Here is a 989-nt window from a genome sequence, read left to right on the forward strand (position 1 = left end):
CTTCATGGTTTTCGCTTCAGGTTTGAATTCCCATGCCATATTGCCATTTATAGTCGAGTCGAATTGAACCGTTACGGTTCTTAAAGACTGACTAAGTTCTTCGCTACTTAGTTCAGAAATCTCAGAGCGCCCACTGTTACTATCGATGCTATTGATACCGGCGACATCGCATACGAGTTTGTATAACGGCACCATCGCAAAGGCAAAGCCAAACATAAGCACTGTTAACATTGCGAGCTTTAGTGCGGTTTTCTTGTTTTGTTTTACTGGTACTTCACTCATGTTATGCACCCACGGCTAAAGTTTGGCTGACGCCATAGGCGGCAATGCATAAGCTTGATATCGCAATGCCTCCAAGAATTAGCGCGGTGCGAATATTTGACTTCTTTAATGCTTGTTCGCTTTGTTGGTTCATAATCAAAACTCTTTTTGTTGTTAAGTATCTAGCCTTGGGCTCTTTGTTAAAGCACCCAAGGCCAGATTCTGGTTTTATTTGACCGTAGGAGGTGTTTCAAAGCTATGGAATGGTGGAGGAGATGGGAGCGTCCACTCCAGGCCAGGTGTACCGATCTGAGAACCTTCCCAAGGCTGAGCTGGAGCTTTCTCGCCACCACGTATAGTTTGAATAATGATGTAGACAAAGAGTAGGTGAGATAGGCCGAAGATAAAGGCACCAATGCTCGATATCTGGTTAAACTCAATAAACTGCACGCTGTAATCAACGATACGGCGTGGCATACCCGCTAAGCCCGAAAAGTGTTGAGGGAAGAACGTCAGGTTAAAGCCGATGGTTGTCCACCAGAAAAAGATTTTACCCAGCGTTTCGTTATACATATGGCCAGTCCACTTTGGCAGCCAATAGAATACACCTGCGTAGAGCCCGAATAGTGCGCCGGGTATTAATGCGTAGTGAAAATGTGCGACCACAAAGTAGGTGTCATGGTATTGCAAATCTGCAGGTACAACCGCCAGCATGACACCTGTAGTTC

The 989-nt window shown here is 45.4% G+C and carries 3 protein-coding genes; all 3 read right to left on the reverse strand.

Going from position 1 to position 989, the window contains the following annotated elements; translation table 11 throughout:
* Positions 1-282 (reverse strand): cytochrome c oxidase assembly protein (locus tag A3729_RS05105; protein WP_197475576.1); only part of this gene is annotated, 282 nt, incomplete at its 3' end.
* Position 283: 1 nt separating this feature from the next.
* Positions 284-415 (reverse strand): hypothetical protein, encoded by a 132-nt coding sequence (locus tag A3729_RS34230; RefSeq protein WP_255374912.1) that lies wholly within the window; start codon positions 413-415, stop codon positions 284-286.
* 74 nt (positions 416-489) lie between these two features.
* A partial coding sequence (locus tag A3729_RS05110) for a cbb3-type cytochrome c oxidase subunit I (protein WP_197475577.1) occupies positions 490-989 on the reverse strand: 500 nt, incomplete at its 5' end.

This window comes from Oleiphilus sp. HI0043, from assembly GCF_001634935.1.